The organism is Micromonospora sp. NPDC049836 (genome assembly GCF_044465125.1).
Lineage (GTDB): Bacteria > Actinomycetota > Actinomycetes > Mycobacteriales > Micromonosporaceae > Micromonospora.
In genome coordinates, this window is sequence record NZ_JBITLH010000007.1 from 109258 (window position 1) to 125194 (window position 15937).

The window sequence follows — 15937 nt, forward strand, 5'->3', positions numbered from 1 at the left end:
GGACGGTTCTGGCCGGTGGGGGTCAGGAGGCGCGGGTGTACTGGTTGGGCCAGGCGGGCGCGGCGCCCAGCTTGGCGGCGGCACGGCGGGGCCAGTACGGGTCGCGGAGCAGTTCCCGGCCGAGCAGGACCAGGTCGGCCTCGCCGGCGGCGACGATCTGCTCGGCCTGCTCCGGCTCGACGATCAGGCCAACCGCGCCGGTGGCGATGCCGGCGTCGCGGCGGATCCGCGCCGCCAGCGGCACCTGGTAGCCGGGGCCGACGGGGACGTTCGCGGCAGCCGCGGCGCCGCCCGAGGACGCGTCGATCAGGTCCACCCCGGCCGCGGCCAGCTCGCCGGCGAGCACCACGCTGTCCTCGACCGTCCAGCCGCCGTCCACCCAGTCGGTGGCGGAGATCCGGGTGAGCACCGGCACCGCCTCGCCGACCGCGCCGCGCACGGCCCGGGCCACCTCCAGGGTGAGCCGCATCCGGGCGGCCCGGTCGCCGCCGTAGCCGTCGGTGCGGTGGTTGGTCAGCGGGGAGAGGAACTCGTGCAGCAGGTAGCCGTGCGCGGCGTGGATCTCCACGGCGGCGAAGCCGGCGGCCAGCGCCCGGGTCGCGGCGGTGGCGAACGCCTCGATCACCGCGGCGATGCCGGCCTCGTCGAGCGCGGCCGGGCGCCGGTAGTCGGGCAGGAACGCCTCGTCGCCCGGGCCGACCGGGGTCCAGCCGCCTTCGGTGTCGGGCACGCCGCCGCGGTGCTCGGCCCACGGCCGGTACGTCGACGCCTTGAACCCGGCGTGCGCGAGCTGCACCGCCGGCACCGCACCCTGGGCGGCGACGAACGCGGTGATCGGGCGCCACGCGTCGACGTGCGCGCCGGACCAGAGGCCGGTGTCCTGCGGGCTGATCCGCCCCTCGGGCAGCACGGCGGTGGCCTCGGTGAGGAGCAGCCCGACCCCGCCCACCGCGCGGGAGCCGAGGTGCACCCGGTGCCAGTCGGTGGGCAGACCGTCCGGGCCGGCGCTGTACTGGCACATCGGGGCCATCGCGACCCGGTTGGGCAGGGTGACGCCCCGCAGGGCCAGGGGAGTGAACAGGGCGCTCATGCCGTCATCCTTCAGCAGGCGGCGGGGGAGGGCCGTGGGCCCTCCCCCGACGGGGATGGAGATCAGGCGGGTACCGGCTGGAGCCGGTCCGCCGGGCGGTCGGTCTCGTCCGGCGCCACCAGCTCGCGCCGGCCGGCCGAGTCGTACGCGGTGCGGTCGAGGGTGCCTTCGCGGGCGGCCACGATGGTCGGCACGACGGCCTGGCCGGCCACGTTCGTGGCGGTGCGGATCATGTCGAGGATCGGGTCGATCGCCAGCAGCAGGCCGGCGCCGGCCAGCGGCAGACCCAGCGTGCTCAGGGTCAGGGTGAGCATCACGATCGCGCCGGTCAGACCGGCGGTGGCCGCCGAGCCGACCACCGAGACGAAGGCGATCAGCAGGTAGTCGGTGACGCCCAGGTGCACCCCGAAGACCTGCGCCACGAAGATCGCGGCGAGGGCCGGGTAGATGGCGGCGCAGCCGTCCATCTTCGTGGTGGCGCCGAACGGCACCGCGAAGGAGGCGTACTCGCGGGGCACGCCGAGGCGCTCGACGGAGCGCTGGGTCACCGGCATGGTGCCCACCGAGGAGCGGGAGACGAACGCCAGCTCGATGGCGGGCCAGGCACCGGCGAAGAAGCGCAGCGGGTTGAGCCGGCCGGCGGCCAGCAGCAGCACCGGGTAGACCACGAAGAGCACGATGGCGCAGCCGATGTAGACGGCGCTGGTGAACTTGGCGAGCGGGGCCAGCAGGTCCCAGCCGTACGAGGCGACGGCGTTGCCGATCAGGCCGAGGGTGCCGATCGGGGCGAGCCGGATGACCCACCAGAGTGCCTTCTGCACGATGGCGAGCACGGAGCGGTTGAGCGTCACGAACGGCTCGGCGGCCTCGCCGATGAGCAGCGCGGCGGCGCCGACCACCAGGGCGAGGAAGACGATCTGGAGGACGTTGCCCTCGACGAACGCGCCGACCGGGTTGGTCGGCACGATGCCGGTGAGGAAGTCGGTCCAGGAGCCGGTCTTCTTCGGCGCGGCGGCGCCGGCCACGTCGAGGGTGACGCCCTTACCCGGGTCGGTGAGCAGGCCGAGGCCGATGCCGATGCTCACCGCGACCAGCGCGGTGATGCCGAACCAGAGCAGCGTCTTCAGCGCCAGGCGGGCGGCATTGGCCACGCCACGGAGGCTGACCACGCTGACCACGATGGCGGTGAAGACCAGCGGCGGTACGGCCAGCTTGAGCAGCTGGACGAAGAGGTGTCCGACGGTGTCGAGGGTGCTGGTCAGCCAGGCGAGGTCGTTGGCGCGGGCGAGGAAGCCGAGCGCCACGCCGAGGACGAGGCCGAGCAGGATCTGCAGGGAAAAGGGAAACTTGCGCAGGGCGGAAGCCATGGGATCGTGTCCAAGGTCTGGTGGAGGTGAACGGGGCAGCGTCAGGAGAGTGGCTGCGCCGGACAGATGCCGCTGGCCTGCCGTCGGAGGTCGACGTACAGGCGCACGGTCAGGTGCCAGACGTTGGTCATCGCCCGCCGACGCTACTCCCGGCCGGCCCCCGCTGGAAGGAGCGAATGACGTGACGATCCTTACAGCCCTGTTTCCGACCCGCTGACCCGTTCGTCATGATCGTCGGCCCGGCCTGACCAGGCGCGGGCCGCTCCGAAGGGAAGGGGACGGGATCAACCGCGCCCGTGCGGCGTGGTCCAGCCGGACAGGTCCGGACCGAGCGGCACGATCCGGCTCGGGTTGATCATCTCGTGGGTGGCGTAGTAGCGGCGCTTGATGTGGTCGAAGTCGACCGTGTCGCCGAAGCCCGGGGTCTGGAAGAGGTCGCGGGCGTACGCCCAGAGCACCGGCATCTCGGTGAGCTTCTGCCGGTTGCACTTGAAGTGCCCGTGGTACGCCACGTCGAAGCGGACCAGCGTGGTGAAGAGCCGCACGTCCGCCTCGGTGATCTGCTCGCCCATCAGGTAGCGCCGGCCGGCCAACCGCTCCGACAGCGCGTCCAGCCGGGCGAAGAGCGCCGTGTACGCCTCGTCGTACGCCTCCTGGGTGGTGGCGAAGCCGCAGCGGTAGACGCCGTTGTTCACGTCCCGGTGGATCTCGGCCATCAGCGCGTCCAGTTCCGGGCGCAGCTCGACCGGGTAGAGGTCCGGCGCGTCCGGCTTGTGGAACCGCCGCCACTCGGTGGAGAAGTCCAGGGTCAGCTGCGGGTAGTCGTTGGTGACGACCCGCCCGGTCAGCGTGTCCACCAGTGCCGGCACGGTCACCCGGCCGGTGTAGTCGGCGTCGGTGGCCAGGTACGCGTCGCTGAGGAAGCCGATGCCCAGCACCGGGTCGAAGCCGTCCTGGTCGAGGCTGAACCGCCAGCCCCGCTCGTCCCGGATCGGGTCGACGGTGCCCAGCGAGATCACCTCGTCCAGGCCGAGCAGGCCGCGCACGATCCGGGCCCGGTGCGCCCACGGGCAGGCCCGGCACCAGATCAACCGGTACCGGCCCGCCTCCAGCGGCCAGCGGCCCTGGTCGTCGGGGCCGCCGCCCTCCGGCGAGGTGGAGTGCGGGGTGACCCGACCGGTGAACCGGTTGGGCTGGCGGACGAAGGCGCCGCTGCCGGCGGTCTCTGCGCTGAACTGGGCCCGGGCCATGCCGTCAACCTATCCGTTCCAGGCGCGGATATCCTGGCGCCGGGTGCCCCCGTGACCCGGCGGGCGACCCACCGCCAGCCCCTTCCACCCCCGAAGGACGCCGCACCATGACCGTGGCCTATCTCGTCGCCGGAGTCCGCACCCCGATCGGCCGGTACGCCGGCGCCCTCGCCGGGGTACGCCCCGACGACCTGGCCGCCCACGTGATCCGCGAACTGGTCGCCCGCCACCCGTCGGTGGACTGGGCCCGCACCGACGACGTGATCCTGGGCTGCGCCAACCAGGCCGGCGAGGACAACCGCAACGTCGCCCGGATGGCCGCCCTGCTCGGCGGGCTGCCCGAGGAGGTCCCCGGCAGCACGGTCAACCGGCTCTGCGGCTCCGGCCTGGACGCCCTGGCCACCGCCGCCCGGTCGATCGTGGCCGGCGAGGCCGACCTGGTCGTGGCCGGCGGGGTGGAGAGCATGAGCCGGGCGCCCTTCGTCATGCCGAAGGCCACCACCGCGTTCGCCCGCGCCGCCGAGGTGTACGACACCACCATCGGCTGGCGGCTGGTCAACCCGCTGATGAAGAAGCAGTGGGGCATCGACTCGATGCCGGAGACGGCGGAGAACGTGGCGGCGGACTTCGACGTCGACCGGGCCGCGCAGGACGAGTTCGCCCTCCGCTCCCAGCAGCGGGCCGCGAAGGCGCAGGCCGACGGGCGGCTGGCCGAGGAGATCGTGCCGGTCACCGTGCCGGCCGGCAAGCGGGAGACGAAGCTGGTCGAGGTCGACGAGCACCCGCGGGAGACCTCGCTGGAAAAGCTCGCCGCGCTGCCCACCCCGTTCCGCGACGGTGGCACGGTGACCGCCGGCAACTCCTCCGGCGTCAACGACGGCGCGGTGGCGCTGCTGGTCGCCTCCGCGGCGGCCGTCGACCGGTACGGCCTCACCCCGCTGGCCCGGGTGAGCGGGGCGGCGGCGGCCGGCGTACCGCCGCGGATCATGGGCATCGGGCCGGTGCCGGCCACCCGCAAGCTGCTCGACCGGCGGGGCGTGGCGCTCGCCGATGTCGACGTGATCGAGCTGAACGAGGCGTTCGCCGCCCAGTCCGTGGCGGTGCTGCGCGAGCTGGGGCTGCCGGAGGACGCCGAGCACGTCAACCCGAACGGCGGGGCGATCGCCCTCGGCCACCCGCTGGGCGCCAGCGGCGCCCGGTTGGCCCTCACCGCGGCCCTGGAACTGCGCCGCCGCGGCGGCCGCCGGGCGCTCGCCACCATGTGCATCGGCGTCGGTCAGGGCATCGCGCTGCTCCTCGAGGCCGCCGACTGAGCCGCTCCGCCCTCGAGGTCCCGGACGGTTCGCCGCCGTCGGCGGACGCAACTGTCCGGGATCCGGCTCGGCCGGCGAGCCGATCGTCAAAAGTGGATCTCCCGTAGCTGGGAACGCGCGCATAGAGTGGTGTGGACCACACGATCACACGAGCGCGCGGGTCGGTCCCGGGGGTGGCCGGCGGGCGCGGCGACGACCTGGGGGACCGAGCGATGCAGACGCCGGACGGACTTCCCACCGAGATCGACCTCAGCCGCCCCAGCGCGGCCCGGGTCTACGACTACTTCCTCGGTGGCGCGCACAACTTCGAGATCGACCGGCAGCTCGCCGAGCAGATCGCGGCCATGACCCCGAACCTGGCCGCCACCATGCGCTCCGGCCGGGAGTTCCTGCGCCGGGCCGTACGGGTGCTGCTCGACGCCGGCATCGACCAGTTCCTCGACATCGGCTCGGGCATCCCCACCGTGGGCAATGTGCACGAGGTCGCCCAGGCCGCCAACCCCGCGGCCCGGATCGTCTACGTCGACATCGACCCGGTCGCCGTGGCGCACAGCCGTGAACTGCTCGCCGGCAACGACGGCGCCATCGCCCTGCACGGCGACCTGCGCGAGCCGAAGCTGATTCTGGACCAGGCCCGGGCCAGCGGCCTGATCGACTTCGACCGGCCGCTGGGCATCCTGCTCGCCGGGGTGGTGCACTTCATCCCCGACCAGGACCGGCCCGGCGACGTCCTGGCCACCCTCCGCTCCGTCGCCGCCCCGGGCAGCTTCCTGGTCATCTCCCACTCGACCTTCGAGGACCAGCCGCAGGAGATGCTCGACGCGCAGCGGCTCTCGGCGCGTACCGCCACCGAGATCACGCTCCGCTCCCGCGCCGAGATCACCGGCTTCTTCGGCGACTGGACCGTGCTCGAACCCGGCGTCGTGCACATGCCGCTGTGGCGGCCCGACTCGCCGTCCGACGTGGACGACCACCCCGAGCGGTTCGGGGCGTTCGGCGGCGTCGCCCGGTACGACCGGGCTGCCGGCTGAGCCGACATGCGCGCCCCGGACCCCGAAGGGGGCGGGCTCAGCCGGCCGGGCGCCCAGGCGTACGCCGCCGAATGGGCCCGGGCCGTGCGCCGCATCGCCTTCGTGCCGCTCAGCGCCGCCGAGACCGAGCGGCTGCTACTGGTGCACACGGTACGGCTGGGTCAGGCGCTGACCGCCCCGACGTTCTCCGCCGACGAGGCGGAGGACGTCGGGCGGGCCCTGGTGGAGGCGCACCTCACCGAGCCGGCTGTGCTCGACTGGTCGGTCCGGGCGCTCGCCGACCGCTTCCTGGCCTGGGTGCTGCCGGTCCAGGCGGACCTGCCCGAGGCGCGTGAGCGGATCGCCGCCCTGCAGGGGGCGCTGGCCGCCGGCTTCGCCCGGGCGCTGCGCGACCGGACGTTCAGCCAGCAGGAGCGGATCGCCCGTTCGGCGTGGCAGGCCCGGGACGCGGTGGAGCAGGCGCTGCGGGACAGCGAGGCCCGGTTCCGGGCGGTCTTCACCGGAGCGGCGATCGGGATCGGCATCGCCGGGATCGACGGCACCATCATCGACGTCAACCAGTCGTTCGCCGACATGCTCGGCTACCGCATCGACGAGCTGCGTGAGATCAACGTGGCGGCGCTGTTCCACGCCGACGACGCGGCCGGCCTGTGGGAGCTGTACCAGGAGCTGATCGAGGGCAAGCACGACAGCGTCCGGGTGGAGAAGCGCTATCACCGCAAGGACGGCAGCGTGGTCTGGACCGACCTCGCCGTGTCGCTGATCCGGCACGACGACGGCCGCCCCCGGTTCACCGTCGCGATGATCGAGGACATCACCCAGCGGTACGAGCTCCAGCAGCGGCTGCGTTTCCAGGCCCTGCACGACCCGCTGACCGGGCTGCCGAACCGCACGATGTTCTTCGAGACGCTCGCCGAGGTCTTCGCCGCCGCCGGGCCGGAACAGCGGGTGGGACTCTGCTTCATCGACCTGGACGGCTTCAAGGCGATCAACGACAGCCTCGGACACGACCTCGGCGACCGGCTGCTCAAGGTGATCGCCCGGCGGCTGGCCGACTGCGTGTCCGGCCGGGGCCACCTGGTGGCCCGGATGGGCGGCGACGAGTTCGTCGTGCTGGTCGACTCCGACGGCGGCATCGACGACGCGGTGGAGGTGGCCGAGCTGGCGCTGGCCGCGGTCTCCGCCCCGATCCACGTCGGGGACCAGCAGCTCGCCGTGTCGGCCAGCATCGGCATCGTGGAGTGCCCGGCCGCGGAGACCAGCGCCTCGGAGCTGATGAAGGCCGCCGACACCACCCTCTACTGGGCGAAGGCGGAAGGGCGGGGCCGCTGGGCCGTCTACGACCCGGAACGCAGCGCCGCCGACATCGCCCGCTCGGCCCTGGCGGCGGGGCTGCCGGCCGCGCTGGACCGGGGCGAGTTCGTGGTGCACTACCAGCCCATCGTGTCCCTGCTCGACCGCTCGCTGGTGGCGGTGGAGGCACTGGTCCGCTGGCAGCACCCCGAGCTGGGCCTGATCGGCCCGGACCGGTTCATCGGGCTGGCCGAGGAGACCGGCCTGATCGTCCAGCTCGGCGCGTGGGTGCTCAAGCAGGCCTGCCGGGACGCGGAGAGCTGGCACCGGGCGTACCCGGGAACCCGGGTGATCGTGAGCGTCAACCTGGCCGCCCGGCAGGCCGACGACCCGGCGATCGTGGAGACGGTCGCGGAGGCCCTGCAGCACACCGGCCTCCCCGCCGAGCTGCTGCAACTGGAGCTGACCGAGAGCGCCGTCATGGGCACCGCCGGGGAGCCGTTGCGCTCCCTGCGCCGCCTCGCCGACCTCGGGGTACGGCTGGCCATCGACGACTTCGGCACCGGGTACTCGAACCTGGCGTACCTGCGGCGGCTGCCGATCCACTGCCTGAAGCTGGCCGGCCCGTTCGTCGAGGGGATCCGGGCCGACGGCGCCGACGCCGTCGCCGACCACCGGGACGAGCGGATCGTCGACGCGCTGGTCCGGTTGGCGCACGCCCTGGAGTTGTGGGTCACCGCCGAGGCGGTGGAGACCGAGGCGCAGGCCGAGCGGCTGCGGGCGTTGCGCTGCGACACCGGCCAGGGCCGCTGGTTCGGCGTTCCGGTGCCGGCGGACCACATCCGCGCCCGGCTGGCGGGGTAAGGAAGGGGCCGGCTCAACGCTTCGGTGGCGGGACCGCCCGCCCGACCGGTGGACAGGGGGTGACGAGCACGGTGAGTGTGACCGACTCGCAGGCGGTGGTCTCGGTGGTGGCCGCGCTGGCGATTCTGGCCGGGCTGGCCGGAGTGGTGGTGCCGGGGCTGCCCGCGTTGCCGCTCTGCTGGGGCGGGGTGCTGGTGTGGGCGCTGTTCGGCGACGCCGGCCCGGGACGTTGGGCGGTGCTGGCCGCCGCCACGGTGGTCGCCGCCGGTGGCACCGTGGTCAAGTACCTCTGGCCGGGGCGGAACCTGAAACGCACCGGGGTGCCCACGTCGTCCCTGCTGGCCGGCGGCCTGCTCGGGGTGGTCGGGTTCTTCGTCATCCCGGTGGTCGGCCTGCCGATCGGCTTCGTGGGCGGGATCTGGGGCGCCGAACGGCTGCGCCTGGGCAGCCACCAGCTCGCCTGGCCGGCCACCATGCAGGCGCTCAAGGCGGCCGGGCTGTCCATGCTGGTCGAGTTCTTCGCCGGCCTGGTCATCGCGGCGCTCTGGGTGGTCGGGCTGCTGGTCGCCTGACCGGCCCGGCCCGGCGCGGTCGCTGTGCAGCTACGCCGGGCCGGTCGACGTCGCCGTGCCGGGTCCGGTGTGCGCGGTCGGCGGGTAGGGAGCGACGGCGCGGGCGTCCGGGGGTACGGCGAAACCGCCGTACTGCGGTGAGAGAGAGGTGGACGCGCCGCGCCGCCGCGGACCGGGCGGTGCCGAGCGCCCGGTGGAGGCCCGTCGCGATCGGGCCTGGTCACGGGCTCAAGGATGCGCCGGACCGGGCCGCGCGGCAACGCAATTAGCCCCGGCGGCGGCGGAATTTCCACCGGGACGTATTGACCGGCCTGATCACCCGGCTCACACTGCGAGCACTCGTACCGGGGATCCACCTCGAGGAGGTGTGCAGTGGCCACGACGCCCGCGCCGACCGCCGAGCAACCGATGGACGACGACGCCCGACGGCTCGCCGAACTCGGCTACAAGCAGGAGCTGCACCGCACGTGGAGCGGCTTCTCCAACTTCGCCATCTCGTTCTCGATCATCTCGATCCTGGCCGGCTGCTTCACCACCTTCGGCCAGGCGTGGAACAACGGTGGCCCGGTCGCGGTCTCCTGGGGCTGGCCCCTCATCTCCCTGTTCATCCTGATCATCGGCTTCTGCATGGCCGAGTTGGTGTCCGCCTACCCGACGGCCGGCGGCATCTACTGGTGGGCGGCCACCATGGGCCGGCCCGTACACGGCTGGTTCACCGGCTGGCTCAACCTGATCGGGCTGGTCGCGGTGACCGCCTCGGTCGACTACGGCTGCGCCACCTTCCTCAACCTGACCCTCTCCGCGCTCTTCGACGGCTGGGCCGGCACCGCACACCAGACCTTCGGGCTGTTCGTGGTGATCCTGGCCCTGCACGGCCTGATCAACATCTACGGCCACCGCGTCATCGACGTACTCCAGAACGTCTCGGTCTGGTGGCACGTGGCCGGCGCGGCCGCGGTGGTGCTGATCCTGGTCCTGGTCCCCGACCGCCACCAGAGCTTCCAGTTCGTCTTCACCGAGCGGTTCAACAACTCCGGCTTCGGCGCCGGCGACACCGGCGGGCTGACCTTCTGGTTCTACGTGCTGCCGCTGGGCTTCCTGCTCACCCAGTACACGATCACCGGCTTCGACGCCTGCGCGCACGTCTCCGAGGAGACCCGCGGCGCGTCGAAGGCCGCCGCACAGGGCCTCTGGCGTTCGATCTTCTACTCCGCGGTGGGCGGCTGGATCCTGCTGCTCGCCTTCCTCTTCGCGGCCACCGACGTCGACGCCATCAACGAGGCCGGCGGCTTCTCCGGCGCGATCTTCGAGACCGCGTTGACCCCGTTCTTCTTCAAGGCGGTCATCGTGATCTCCACCATCGGCCAGTTCTTCTGCGGGATGAGCTGCGTGACCTCGATGTCCCGGATGGCGTACGCGTTCAGCCGGGACCGGGCGGTGCCCGGCTGGCGGCTCTGGTCCCGGGTGGACCGCAACGGCACCCCGGTCAACGCGATCATCGCGGCCACCCTCGCCGGGCTGGTGTTGACGCTGCCCGCGCTCTACCAGAAGGCCGGCATCCCGGTCGCCTTCTACGCGGTGGTCTCCGTGGCGGTGATCGGGCTCTACCTCTCCTTCCTCATCCCGATCTTCCTGCGGCTGCGGATGGGGGACCGGTTCGTCGCCGGCCCGTGGACGCTGGGGCGCCGGTACCGGCTGCTCGGCTGGATCGCGGTGATCGAGATCGCGGTGATCAGCGTCTACTTCGTGCTGCCGATCGTGCCGGCGGGCGTGCCGGGCAACGCCGACTTCACCTGGACGGCGGTGAACTACGCGCCGCTCGCCATCGGCGGGGTGCTGCTCGGCGTGGCCGTCTGGTGGTACGCCTCGGCGCGGAAGTGGTTCACCGGTCCCCGCCGTACCGTCGATGTGCCGGGACCGCGACCGGCCGCGGACGCCGCGCCGGCCGACGAACCGGCCTGACCCGCGCCGACCGTGCCGGACCGGGCGAACGGTGGCGCCGCCGTCCGCCCGGTCAGCCGGGAAGCTCCACCCAGCGGGCGGCTGCCTCGAAGGTGTCCGTCGGGGTGGTGTTGAAGGCGATCGCCGCCCCGGGCGCGTGCCGGTGGACCAGGTTGACCACGCGTTCGAACAGGTCCAGTTGATTGCGGACGCCCCCGCCGATCACGACGCAGTCCCAGGGGTGCGCCCGGAGCGCGGCGGTGATGACGGCCGGTATGTCGTCGCTGCCGTCGAGACCGACCAGGCAGAACTCGGCCGGGACGCCGTGTTCCGTGAAGCGGCTCCGTCCGGCTTCGATGCCGTCCGCCACCGGCTTCGGGTCCCAGGGCCCGGGCACCCGGTAGGGGTCCAGTCCGAGCACGAGCACCCGAGGTGTGCGGGCCGGTGTGTCCACTGGCGAATTCTATGCCGCGCGGCCAGGGAAACGAACGACCCGAGCGAACCGGCGTCGCCGGCCGGTAGCGGTGCCCGACCGGCGTCCGGGGGCGTCGGCGACCGGCCCGGCTCCGGCGTCCGGCCGATCGCGTTTGCGACGGTGGCCGCAGGGGGCATTGACGGTGATCCGGTTCTGCCAGTAGACCTTGGTGATGGAGGCGCGCCGATGAAGAGAGCCCCGCTCACGCTGGAACAGTTGCGCGTCGCCGTCGCCGAGGGCGAGATCGACACGGTGGTGCTCGCCCTCACCGACATGCAGGGGCGCCTGCAGGGCAAACGGTTCCACGCCCCCTACTTCCTGGACCAGGTCGTCACGCACGGCAGCGAGGGCTGCAACTACCTGCTCGCGGTCGACGTGGAGATGAACACCGTCGACGGGTACGCGATGTCGAGCTGGGAGCGCGGCTACGGCGACTTCGCCATGAAACCCGACCTGGACACCCTGCGCCGGATGCCGTGGCAGCCGGGCAGCGTGCTGCTTCTGGCGGACCTGGAGTGGCTGGACGGCTCCGGCCCGGTGGTCGCCTCGCCCCGGCAGATCCTGCGCCGTCAGCTCGACCGGCTGGCCGCGCACGGGCTGACCGCGTACGCCGGCACCGAGCTGGAGTTCGTGCTCTGTCGCGACTCGTACGAGGAGGCGTGGCGGCGCGGTTACCGCGACCTGACCCCGGCCAACCAGTACAACGTCGACTACTCGCTGCTCGGCACCGCCCGGGTGGAGCCGCTGCTGCGCCGGATCCGCCGGGAGATGGCCGGCGCGGGGCTGACCCCGGAGAGCGCGAAGGGCGAGTGCAACCTCGGCCAGCACGAGATCGCCTTCCGCTACGACGAGGCGGTGCGGTGCGCCGACCATCACGTGATCTACAAGAACGGGGCGAAGGAGATCGCCGCCCAGGAGGGCATGTCGATCACGTTCATGGCCAAGCCGAACGAGCGGGAGGGCAACTCCTGCCACATCCACTTCTCGCTGCGGGACGCCGCCGGCTCGTCGGCGATGCTGGGCGACGGGCCGGCGCACCTGAGCGTGACCGGGCGGCGGGTGCTGGCCGGGCTGCTCGCCACCATGCGCGAGTTCAGCATCCTGTTCGCGCCGAACATCAACTCCTACAAGCGCTACCAGCCGGGCTCGTTCGCCCCGACGGCGCTGCGCTGGGGCACCGACAACCGCACCTGCGCGCTGCGCCTGGTGGGGCACGGCCAGGGGATGCGGGTGGAGAACCGGGTGCCCGGGGCGGACGTCAACCCGTACCTGGCGATCGCCGCGCTGGTGGCCGGGGCGGTGCACGGCATCGAGCAGGAGTTGGAGCCGGGCGACGAGTGCACCGGCAACGCCTACGACGACGCTGGAGCCGAGCGCGTCCCCGGCACGCTGCGCGACGCCCTCGTCCTCTGGCAGGACTCGGCGGTGGCCCGGGACGCCTTCGGCGAGGAGGTCGTCGCGCACTACGCCAACCACGCCCGGGTCGAACTCGCCGCCTTCGACGCCGCGGTCACCGACTGGGAGCTCACCCGTGGCTTCGAACGCCTCTAACCCCCCACCCCCGCCCCCGCCCCCCGCCAACTCCGTCGATCATGGAGTTGTGGCGCCCGGATCGCACCGTTGGCGGCTTCTGTTCGGTGCCACAACTCCATGATCGACGCATTTGAGCGGGAGAGGGAGAGGGAGAGGGAGAGGGGGAGGGGGCGGCGTGGGTGAGGTTTGGGAGCCGGCCAGTGGGCAGGTGCTGGCGACGGTGGCGGGAGCGTCGGTCGGTGAGACCGATGCCGCGATCGGGCGGGCGGCACGGGCCTTCGAGTCCTGGCGGGCGGTGGCTCCGGGGGACCGGGCCCGGCTGCTGCGGCGGTTCGCCGCGGTGGTGGACGCGCACCGGGAGGAGCTGGCGCTGCTGGAGGTGCGCAACGCCGGGCACACCATCGGCAACGCGCGGTGGGAGGCCGGCAACGTCCGTGACGTGCTCGACTACTACGCGGGCGCGCCGGAGCGGCTGACCGGCCGGCAGATCCCGGTGCCCGGCGGGCTCGACGTCACCTTCCACGAGCCGCTCGGCGTGGTCGGGGTGATCGTGCCGTGGAACTTCCCGATGCCGATCGCCGGCTGGGGGTTCGCCCCGGCCCTCGCGGCCGGCAACACCGTCGTGCTCAAACCGGCCGAGCTGACCCCGCTGACCGCGCTGCGCCTGGCCGAGCTGGCTCTCGAGGCCGGCCTGCCGGAGGGCGTCTTCACCGTCCTGCCCGGGCCCGGCAGCGTGGTGGGCGAGCGGTTCGTCACCCACCCGGCGGTCCGCAAGGTCTGCTTCACCGGCTCCACCGAGGTCGGTACCCGGATCATGGCCGGCTGCGCCGCCCAGGTGAAGCGGGTCACCCTCGAGCTGGGCGGCAAGTCGGCGAACCTGGTCTTCGCCGACGCCGACCTGGGAAAGGCGGCGGCCACCGCGCCGTACGCCGTCTTCGACAACGCCGGCCAGGACTGCTGCGCCCGGTCCCGGATCCTGGTCCAGCGTCCGGTGTACGACCGCTTCCTGGAGCTGCTCGAGCCGGCCGTGCGCGCGTTCCGGGTCGAGGACCCGGCCGCCGAGACCGCCGAGATGGGCCCGCTGATCTCCGCCGGGCACCGGGACCGGGTCGCCGGGTACGTCGACGGGGCGACGGTGGCCTTCACCGGCACCTGCCCGGACGGCCCCGGCTTCTGGTACGCCCCGACCGTGCTGCTCGCCGACTCCCCGGCGGACCGGCACTGGCGGGAGGAGATCTTCGGCCCGGTGGTCTCGGTGCTGCCGTTCGACGACGAGGCCGACGCGATCCGGCTGGCCAACGACACCGAGTACGGCCTCTCCGGCTCGATCTGGACCCGGGACGTGGGCCGGGCGATCCGGGTGGCCCGGGCGGTCGAGTCGGGCAACCTCAGCGTCAACTCGCACTCCTCGGTGCGCTACTGGACCCCGTTCGGCGGGATGAAGCGCTCCGGCCTCGGCCGGGAGCTGGGTCCGGACGCGTTGCACGCCTTCACCGACGTCAAGAACGTGTTCATCAGCACGGAGGAGTGAGCAGAGTGCAGGGTCGACTGACGGACCGGGTAGCGGTGGTGACCGGCGCGGGCAGCGGGATCGGGCTGGCCACCGTCCGCCGCTTCGCGGCCGAGGGTGCGCGGGTGGTCTGCGTGGACATCGACGCCGGGGCGGGCGAGCGGGCCGCCGCGGAGGTGGGCGGGGAGTTCGTCGCGGCCGACGTGTCCGACGAGGCGGCGGTGCGGGACCTCTTCGACGGGGTGGCGCACCGGCACGGCCGGGTGGATGTGGCGTTCAACAACGCCGGCATCTCGCCGCCGGACGACGACTCCATCCTGGAGACCGGGCTGGACGCCTGGGAGCGGGTGCTGCGGGTCAACACCACGAGCGTCTACCTGTGCTGCAAGTACGCCATCCCGCACATGCGCCGGCAGGGCAAGGGCTCGATCATCAACACCGCCTCGTTCGTGGCGCTGATGGGCGCGGCCACCTCGCAGATCGCCTACACCGCCAGCAAGGGCGGGGTGCTGGCGATGACCCGGGAGCTGGGTGTGCAGTTCGCCCGGGAGGGCATCCGGGTCAACGCGCTCTGCCCCGGCCCGGTCGCCACCCCGCTGCTGCTGGAGCTCTTCGCCAAGGACCCGGAACGGGCCGCCCGCCGCCTGGTCCACGTGCCGATGGGCCGGTTCGGCAACCCCGAGGAGATCGCCGCCGCGGTCGCCTTCCTGGCCAGCGACGACGCCTCGTTCATGACCGCCGCGCAGTTCGTGGTGGACGGCGGCATCACCGGCGCGTACGTCACCCCGCTGTGACCGCGAGGACCCGCCCTCCGGCGCGTCGGCCGCTGATCGGGATCACCGCGTACGCCGAGCCCGCCGGCTGGGCGGTGTGGCGCGACGTGCCCGCGGTGCTGGTGCCCCGGGCGTACGTCCAGGCGGTGACCGCGGCGGGCGGGCGGGCCGTGGTGCTGCCGCCCGACGACACCGACGCCGACGTGCTGCGGGTGCTGGACGGGCTGCTGCTGGCCGGTGGCGCCGACGTCGGCCCGGAGCGGTACGGCTCGCCGCCCGACCCGCGCACCGAGAGCCGGCCGGACCGGGACGCCGGGGAGCTGGCCCTGCTGGCCGGCGCGCTCGAGGTCGACCTGCCGGTGCTCGGCGTCTGCCGGGGGATGCAGCTGCTCGCGGTCGCGCACGGCGGCGCGCTGCACCAGCACCTGCCCGACGTGCTGGGCCACGACGGCCACCGCCCCGCCCCCGGGGTGTACGGCTCGCACCCGGTCCGGTTCGCCCCGGGCACCTTGGCCGGGACGGTGATGGCCGGGGTGGACCGGGTCAACTCGTACCACCATCAGGGGGTGGCCGATCCGGGCGGCCTGGTGGTGACCGGGTGGGCCGACGACGGCGTGGTGGAGGCCGTCGAGGATCCGCGCCGGCGCTTCCTGCTCGGGGTGCAGTGGCATCCGGAACACGACCCGGATCCCCGCCCGGTGGCCGCCCTGGTCCGCGCCGCCGCCGGTCGGGACGGTCCGGTGTAGCCGGGATCACACCCCGGGCATCGCGGCGGAGCCGGGCCGCTCGCGGCGCCAAGGGCCCTGGGCGCTGGATCGCGGCTGGTCGTGGCGCCGCGCCCCGCTCGACTCGCACCCCGGCCGGGGTTGAGCCAGGATGAGGCGGGAGTAGCAAGCGACCCCGGGCCGCCATGCGTTACGTTGCT

13 protein-coding genes are annotated in these 15937 nt (G+C 73.2%); 9 read left to right on the forward strand and 4 right to left on the reverse strand.

Annotated features, from left to right (window positions below):
• Positions 1-22 precede the first annotated feature (22 nt).
• From ACIBPB_RS20100 to ACIBPB_RS20110, 3 genes are all read right to left on the reverse strand, one after another.
• A complete protein-coding gene (locus ACIBPB_RS20100) occupies positions 23-1090 on the reverse strand; it encodes an NADH:flavin oxidoreductase/NADH oxidase (RefSeq protein ID WP_396841067.1) in 1068 nt (355 codons plus the stop codon).
• Between the two features lie 62 nt (positions 1091-1152).
• Positions 1153-2445, reverse strand: a complete 1293-nt coding sequence (locus ACIBPB_RS20105; protein WP_396841270.1) for a dicarboxylate/amino acid:cation symporter — start codon at positions 2443-2445, stop codon at positions 1153-1155.
• Between the two features lie 296 nt (positions 2446-2741).
• Positions 2742-3707: a glutathione S-transferase family protein gene (locus ACIBPB_RS20110; protein WP_396841068.1), complete on the reverse strand. Its 966-nt coding sequence runs from the start codon at positions 3705-3707 to the stop codon at positions 2742-2744.
• Between the two features lie 107 nt (positions 3708-3814).
• On the opposite strand from ACIBPB_RS20110, the gene pcaF reads away from it, so the two are divergent.
• The 5 genes from pcaF (at position 3815) to ACIBPB_RS20135 (ending at position 10742) form a co-directional block, all read left to right on the forward strand.
• Entirely contained in the window at positions 3815-5020 is a 1206-nt protein-coding gene (gene pcaF, locus ACIBPB_RS20115) for a 3-oxoadipyl-CoA thiolase (protein ID WP_396841069.1), read from the forward strand.
• Between the two features lie 212 nt (positions 5021-5232).
• On the forward strand, positions 5233-6051 hold the full coding sequence (locus tag ACIBPB_RS20120; RefSeq protein ID WP_396841070.1) for an SAM-dependent methyltransferase: 819 nt from the start codon (positions 5233-5235) through the stop codon (positions 6049-6051).
• Between the two features lie 6 nt (positions 6052-6057).
• On the forward strand, positions 6058-8208 hold the full coding sequence (locus tag ACIBPB_RS20125) for a putative bifunctional diguanylate cyclase/phosphodiesterase (protein ID WP_396841071.1): 2151 nt from the start codon (positions 6058-6060) through the stop codon (positions 8206-8208).
• A 71-nt stretch (positions 8209-8279) separates the two neighbouring features.
• Positions 8280-8780, forward strand: coding sequence for a DUF456 domain-containing protein (locus ACIBPB_RS20130; RefSeq protein WP_396841072.1), 501 nt, complete (start codon positions 8280-8282; stop codon positions 8778-8780).
• A 372-nt stretch (positions 8781-9152) separates the two neighbouring features.
• A complete protein-coding gene (locus ACIBPB_RS20135; RefSeq protein ID WP_396841073.1) occupies positions 9153-10742 on the forward strand; it encodes an amino acid permease in 1590 nt (529 codons plus the stop codon).
• Positions 10743-10794: 52 nt separating this feature from the next.
• Here the strand turns inward: ACIBPB_RS20135 and ACIBPB_RS20140 are convergent, their stop codons facing one another.
• Positions 10795-11175, reverse strand: a complete 381-nt coding sequence (locus ACIBPB_RS20140; protein WP_396841074.1) for a hypothetical protein — start codon at positions 11173-11175, stop codon at positions 10795-10797.
• Between the two features lie 207 nt (positions 11176-11382).
• On the opposite strand from ACIBPB_RS20140, the gene ACIBPB_RS20145 reads away from it, so the two are divergent.
• The 4 genes from ACIBPB_RS20145 (at position 11383) to ACIBPB_RS20160 (ending at position 15758) form a co-directional block, all read left to right on the forward strand.
• Positions 11383-12747, forward strand: a complete 1365-nt coding sequence (locus ACIBPB_RS20145) for a glutamine synthetase family protein (protein WP_396841075.1) — start codon at positions 11383-11385, stop codon at positions 12745-12747.
• A 157-nt stretch (positions 12748-12904) separates the two neighbouring features.
• Positions 12905-14260 carry an aldehyde dehydrogenase family protein gene (locus ACIBPB_RS20150; RefSeq protein ID WP_396841076.1) on the forward strand — a complete coding sequence of 452 codons (1356 nt, stop codon included), beginning with the start codon at positions 12905-12907 and terminating at the stop codon, positions 14258-14260.
• 5 nt (positions 14261-14265) lie between these two features.
• The gene (locus tag ACIBPB_RS20155) at positions 14266-15033 is read left to right on the forward strand and encodes a 3-oxoacyl-ACP reductase (RefSeq protein WP_396841077.1); all 768 of its coding nucleotides are present in this window, start codon (positions 14266-14268) and stop codon (positions 15031-15033) included.
• Positions 15030-15758, forward strand: a complete 729-nt coding sequence (locus ACIBPB_RS20160) for a gamma-glutamyl-gamma-aminobutyrate hydrolase family protein (protein WP_396841078.1) — start codon at positions 15030-15032, stop codon at positions 15756-15758. Before ACIBPB_RS20155 ends, ACIBPB_RS20160 begins: the two co-directional genes overlap by 4 nt.
• Positions 15759-15937: the final 179 nt, after the last annotated feature.

Bases quoted from the DNA above. Each gene is read 5' to 3' on its own strand.
- ACIBPB_RS20100 (WP_396841067.1), bottom strand. From the start codon at position 1,090: ATGAGCGCCCTGTTCACTCCCCTGGCCCTGCGGGGCGTCACCCTGCCC.
- ACIBPB_RS20110 (WP_396841068.1), bottom strand. From the start codon at position 3,707: ATGGCCCGGGCCCAGTTCAGCGCAGAGACCGCCGGCAGCGGCGCCTTC.
- pcaF (WP_396841069.1), top strand. From the start codon at position 3,815: ATGACCGTGGCCTATCTCGTCGCCGGAGTCCGCACCCCGATCGGCCGG.
- ACIBPB_RS20120 (WP_396841070.1), top strand. From the start codon at position 5,233: ATGCAGACGCCGGACGGACTTCCCACCGAGATCGACCTCAGCCGCCCC.
- ACIBPB_RS20125 (WP_396841071.1), top strand. From the start codon at position 6,058: ATGCGCGCCCCGGACCCCGAAGGGGGCGGGCTCAGCCGGCCGGGCGCC.
- ACIBPB_RS20145 (WP_396841075.1), top strand. From the start codon at position 11,383: ATGAAGAGAGCCCCGCTCACGCTGGAACAGTTGCGCGTCGCCGTCGCC.